This is a genomic window from uncultured Rikenella sp., assembly GCF_910577125.1.
Taxonomy (GTDB): Bacteria; Bacteroidota; Bacteroidia; order Bacteroidales; family Rikenellaceae; genus Rikenella.
In genome coordinates this window covers 1-5,400 of record NZ_CAJTMN010000121.1, presented here as the reverse complement: position 1 = coordinate 5,400, position 5,400 = coordinate 1, and the positions used below count along the sequence as shown (strand labels likewise).

Sequence of the window (5,400 nt, the reverse complement as noted above, 5' to 3'; positions counted from 1 at the left end):
CTCGGGCCGGGCAGGCCCCGCGTGCCCGCGGTGGGCAAATGGCCGTGTCCGCCCCGTTTATTCCGAGAGGCAACGCAACTGAAGACCGTGGGCGCGACTGTTCGCGTCACTAGGACCGAGGCTCGTCACGAGGAAACCCAAGTACAAACCGTTGATGTCGCTTGTAGCGGAAGACCAGCTGTGCCCGCTGTGGCCGACGCCGTACAGCGCGCCCGCGCCGTAGCCGCGGTCGCGGCAGCCCGGGGCGGGGTACCAGGCTAGCGGGGTTCCCTCACCCGAGGTGCTTACCTTGTACAACCGACCGTTGGTCGCCTTGTAATCTCCATTGCCATACTTTTCCCCCGCTTTCCCGTCCGAGTAATAGGGGAAAGTACCCAGAAACGGCTGTTCAACATCATCCGTACGCGTAAAGTCAGACCAAAGCCTCCAATTCAGGTACCCCCGAACTACCAAAGCAACCGGCCGCCGCGAGGATAGCGGACGGTGTAGCCGAAGGTCACGACGCGTTCCTCGCCCGGAGAGAGGGCGAGATGCCAGGTCAGCATACCCGTCTGCGGATCCGCCTCGGCTCCCGAATCGTTCGTCAGGGTGACCTCCACTTCCGACGTGGTCGACAGCGGATACTGGTCTTTCACGGTCAGATTCACCGGGAACGATTTGTTGTTCTTGATCCGGATCTCGTACGACCGCATCTGCTCCATCTTCGAACCCGAAGCCCGCTCCTTGTAGTTCCCCGTCTCTTTGCGATCCACCACCACCTGCGATTCGATGGTCAGCGGCAGCACCAGCGTATCGGCCGTGTTCCGAACCGAGAGGTTCGACTGCCCCAGCATCCGGCCGTCGCAGAAGACATTTACCCGGCCGTTCGTCAGGTGCAGCTGCTGCCAGTCGGGCACGCGGGCCAGCAGCAGGACGTCCGGGCTGATCTTCGGCGTGACTTCGTACTCGTACAGCACGGGAACCGTGTCGCGCCGAACCTGTACCGTCTGCCGGAGTTCGCCGTTGTCGGACGACGAGACCAGCGTCAGCGGAGAGGCCAGCAGGTAGCTGATGCTGTTTTCCGACACCTCCATGCGGGCCGGCTGTGCCATCGGAGCGACCGGTGCGGCGGCCATGAGCTGCGGACGCACCGTCTCTCCGTTATAAGTGCCTCCGAATTTCGTGACATCCACCGCCATATCCTGGGTGGTGTTCAAATTCAGGGTGTTTACCCGATATTTGACTGCCGGGGTGTACGACATGGTTCGGGGCGTGAGCTGAGGGCGGTTCAGCGAACGGTTCGGGGTGCCGTAGCTCAGCGTGGCGGCCACCCGGTTCCAGTCGAAATGCGTCCACTGCCACACCGTTCCCTGATAGTCCAGTTCGGCCATCGCCCGGGCGGGTTCGAAACGGAAAAAGTAGACCGGTTCCCACTGGGCCGCCCGGGTGAAGTAGGCGAGTTCGAACGTCGCCTTTTGGGCCCGGAGGCTGTTCACCCGCGCCCGAACCAGCGTCACCTGAGAGGCCTGGCTGTCTATCCGCCGGATGGTGCGTTCGTTCTCTGCCCAGGCCCGATCCAGTGCCGCCCGGGCTTCGCGGTTCTGGCGTTGGGCTTCGTAGACGGCGGCGTATTTCGTCTGCATCCAGGTGTCGGCCGCTGCCAGCTGGCTGACCGAGGCGGTCGTCTGTTTGGCATTCGCCTGCAGGAACTCGATCTCGCGCACCAGCACCATGCTGTCGGCTTCGAGCCGGGCCCGCCGGGCTGACAGCGTGTCGCGCAGAAGCAGGTGGCGCTGCTGTTGCTCTACGTCGCTCCCGCGCACGGCCTGTTGCGATTCCATCACATAGGTGGCGTCGGTCGTGCCCGGCAGCAGACGTAGCTCTACGGTCGTCGGATCGGCGTACCACAGGTCGGGAAAGACGATCTCCGTCTCGCCGGCCTGCAGGGGCGCCGGAATCGACATCGTGACGTAAACGCCGCGGGGGTAGATCTTGACGCTCTTGACCTCTCCCTGCAGAGGGGCGGCCGCGGCCGACGGGACGGCCTGTCCTCCGAAGAGCACGGCGGCTAAAAGGAGACCGATGTGTTTCATCTTGAATCGGGGTTTGTATCGGTTTGAACTATGCAAAGCTACCTACAAATATAGTGGAAATAGGGGTATAATGGAAATAGGGGCCGGTTATATCGTTTCGGAGGCCGATTCTCTGTGAAAATAGCTACTTTTGGAAGACTATGGAACGACGGCGCATACGAAACGGGTTGCTGGCTCTCCTGGCGGCAGGGGTGGTGGCGGGATATGTGCGGATGCTGCCTTCGCCGTTGTTCGATGCGCCGTATTCGACGGTGTGGTATGCCCGCGGCGGCGAGCTGCTCGGCGCGCGGGTAGCGGAGGACGGGCAGTGGCGCTTTCCGCCCGGGACGGCTTTGTCGGACAAGTATCTGCGGGCGGTGGTCGAGTATGAAGACCGGCGCTTCTATCGCCATCCGGGGGTCTCGCTGCCGGCGCTGGTGCGGGCGGCGGAGCAGAACCGGAGGGCAGGTGAGGTGGTCAGCGGCGGGTCGACGCTCACGATGCAGCTGGTGAGGCTGAGCCGGGGGAATCCGCCCCGGACGGTGGGCGAGAAGATCCGCGAGGCGGTGCTCGCCACGCGCATCGAGTGGAGCTATTCGAAGGAGGAGATTCTGGCGCTCTATGCGGCTCATGCGCCGTTCGGCGGAAATGTGGTGGGGGTCGAGGCGGCGGCGTGGCGTTATTTCGGACATGCGCCGGATCAGTTGTCGTGGGCCGAGGCGGCTGTGCTCGCGGTGCTGCCCAATTCGCCGGCTCTGATCCATCCGGGACGGGGGCGCGGGGAGCTGTTGGCGAAACGGAATCGGCTGCTCGGCCGGCTGCTGGCCGGGCGGGTGCTGGACACGCTGGAGTACGAGGCGGCGCTGGCCGAACCGCTGCCCGATGCGCCGGAGCCGTTGCCGCGGCATGCGCCTCAGCTGGCGGATCGGCTGGCTGCGGGCAGGGCGTGGCGCACGACGGTGGATTATACGCTTCAGGTGCGGGCGCAGCAGATTCTGGACGGATACGGTGAACGGCTGCTGGCGGCCAACCGGATCCGGAATGCGGCGGCGGTGGTGGCGGATGTGGAGTCGGGCGAGGTGCTGGTCTATGTGGGGAACCTCTCGCCGGGCGAACGGGCGGCGGAGGCGCGGGACGGTCGGTCGGTGGATGTCGTGTCGGCCCGGCGGAGTACGGGCAGCCTGCTGAAACCGATCCTCTACGGGGCGATGCTGACCGAGGGGCAGATATTGCCGAATACGCTGGTATTCGATACACCGCTGAATGTCGCGGGATTCGTGCCGTCCAATTACGACAAGACGTTCGGCGGGGTGGTCTCGGCGCGGCGGGCGGTCGAACGGTCGCTCAACGTGCCGGTCGTGCGGATGCTGACCGAGTACAATCATAACCGTTTCTTGGGACTGCTGCGTTCGATGGGGCTGACGACGTTCGACCGGAGTGCGGACGATTACGGTTCGACGCTGATCCTGGGCGGGGCGGAGGGGACGCTGGGCGAGATGACGGGACTTTATGCGGCGCTGGCGAGGTCGTTGCTGCGATACGGCCGGACGGGGCGGTACGAGGCGGAGGATATGCGGGGGCTGAGGGTCGATTCGTCGGCGACGATACGGAAGGCGGAGGGGGGGTGTCCGCTCTCTCCGTCGGCGTTGTGGTTTATGTTCGAGGCGATGAGCGGGGTGAATCGTCCCGAGGAGGAGGCTGCGTGGCAGGAGTTCAGCTCGATGAAGCGGGTGGCGTGGAAGACGGGGACGAGTTACGGCAATCGTGATGCGTGGGCGATCGGGGTGACGCCGCGGTATGCGGTGGGGGTATGGGTGGGGAATGCCGACGGCGAGGGCCGGGCGGGGATGACGGGGGTGGGGTATGCGGCTCCGATTCTGTTCGATCTCTTTTCGTTGTTGCCGGACGGGGGCGAATGGTTTCCGGAGCCGCTCGGAGATATGACGGAGGCGGCGGTATGCCGGAGGAGCGGGCATCGGGTGTCGGAGTGGTGCGTGTCGTCGGGAGATGCGGTGGATACGGTGCGGATCCCGCTGCGGGGAGTCGTCTCGAGGGTCTGTCCCTATCATCGTCCGGTGACGGCGGGTGGTGAGACGAGGGGATGGTTCGTCCTGCCTCCGGCGGCGGAGTATTACTATCGGCAGCGGGCGACGGACTATGTGCCGCCTCCTGTGGCGGCGGACATGCGGCCGCTGGAGGTGATTTATCCGCAGCCGGGTGCGATGCTTTATCTGCCCAAAGGAGGGGGCGGGGCGGAGGGGTTCGAGAAATTTGTTTTCCGGGCGGCGCATCGGTCGGACAGTATGTCGGTACACTGGCATCTGGATCAGCTTTACCTGGGGACGACGCGGGCCTCTTCGGCGGCGGGGCATACGTTTGCGGTCTCTCCGTCGGCGGGGGAGCATCGGCTGACGGTGGTGGACGAGGCGGGATACACGCAAACCGTTCGTTTCACGGTGCTGCGGCGGGAGTGAGCAGGGGAGCTTGGCGCGCGAACGGAGAACGGTGCGAGGGGTTGGGCCGAGGCTGCCGCAGCGCAGCGCGGTCGATATCTGAGTCTTGCGGAGTGTGAGGCGCGCGGATAAAGAATGGGGCTGACACGGCCGCAGAAATGCGAAGCATTTCCCGTCCACGGGACGTGGGGCCCGGCCGGCCCGAGGCCAGTCGAAGCTCGACCGCGCGCCGACGCCTTAGGAGGGAAAGCGTCAAAATGCACTTGTGCGTTTTGACAAGATTGCCCCAAGGCGCGCGGACTGAACTTGATACCGTCGCCCGCCCGCCTAAAGGAGGGATTTCGCTCGTTTTGCGGTGAGCAAAACGAGATGAAATCCCAGCGGGCGACGGCAGACAGCGGAGCCGCAATGGGCGGACACGGGGCAGTGTTTGGGGCTACAACTGTTCTCCGGGCGCGAAAACCACTTGCGGCTTTCGCGCTGCGCTGGGCCGAGCAGGGGGCGGAGAAACGGGCCGAACTGTCGGCCGTATTTTGTTCTTAGCTTTTGCGACCCTTTGGGTCGCGCAGTCCGCCGCCCCGGCAGGCGGAGGACTGCAACTCGACGGAGCTCGTTGCGCCCTCCGTTGGCTCTGGATTGCTACGGGCGTTAAAATGTATTTTGAGAACGAGTAGCGCGATTCCATAGGAATTGCTGGGCTTGCGCACCGAGGACGGATTTTCGAGAATGGAGCAGTGAATGGGCTGTGCTCTTGCGGTTCGGAGAACCGCCGGCCCTGCCGCCCAAGCCGCGTAGCGGCTTCGGGGAAATGGGCGACAGGCCGAAAGGAGCGGACTTTGGGCGGTGAATCGGGGCGAGAGCGAATAGCGCGATTCGCAGAATCGCCGGCCTCGGAG

At 64.5% G+C, this 5,400-nt stretch carries 3 protein-coding genes; 1 reads left to right on the top strand and 2 read right to left on the bottom strand.

Annotated features, from left to right (window positions below; all coding sequences use genetic code 11):
• Positions 1-57 precede the first annotated feature (57 nt).
• Together QZ292_RS09385 and QZ292_RS09380 are read right to left on the bottom strand one after the other, a co-directional pair.
• On the bottom strand, positions 58-453 hold the full coding sequence (locus QZ292_RS09385) for a hypothetical protein (RefSeq protein ID WP_294600908.1): 396 nt from the start codon (positions 451-453) through the stop codon (positions 58-60).
• Entirely contained in the window at positions 447-2,072 is a 1,626-nt protein-coding gene (locus QZ292_RS09380) for a mucoidy inhibitor MuiA family protein (protein ID WP_294600905.1), read from the bottom strand. Before QZ292_RS09380 ends, QZ292_RS09385 begins: the two co-directional genes overlap by 7 nt.
• Before the next feature lie 140 nt (positions 2,073-2,212).
• On the opposite strand from QZ292_RS09380, the gene pbpC reads away from it, so the two are divergent.
• A complete protein-coding gene (gene pbpC / locus QZ292_RS09375; RefSeq protein ID WP_294600902.1) occupies positions 2,213-4,525 on the top strand; it encodes a penicillin-binding protein 1C in 2,313 nt (770 codons plus the stop codon).
• Positions 4,526-5,400: the final 875 nt, after the last annotated feature.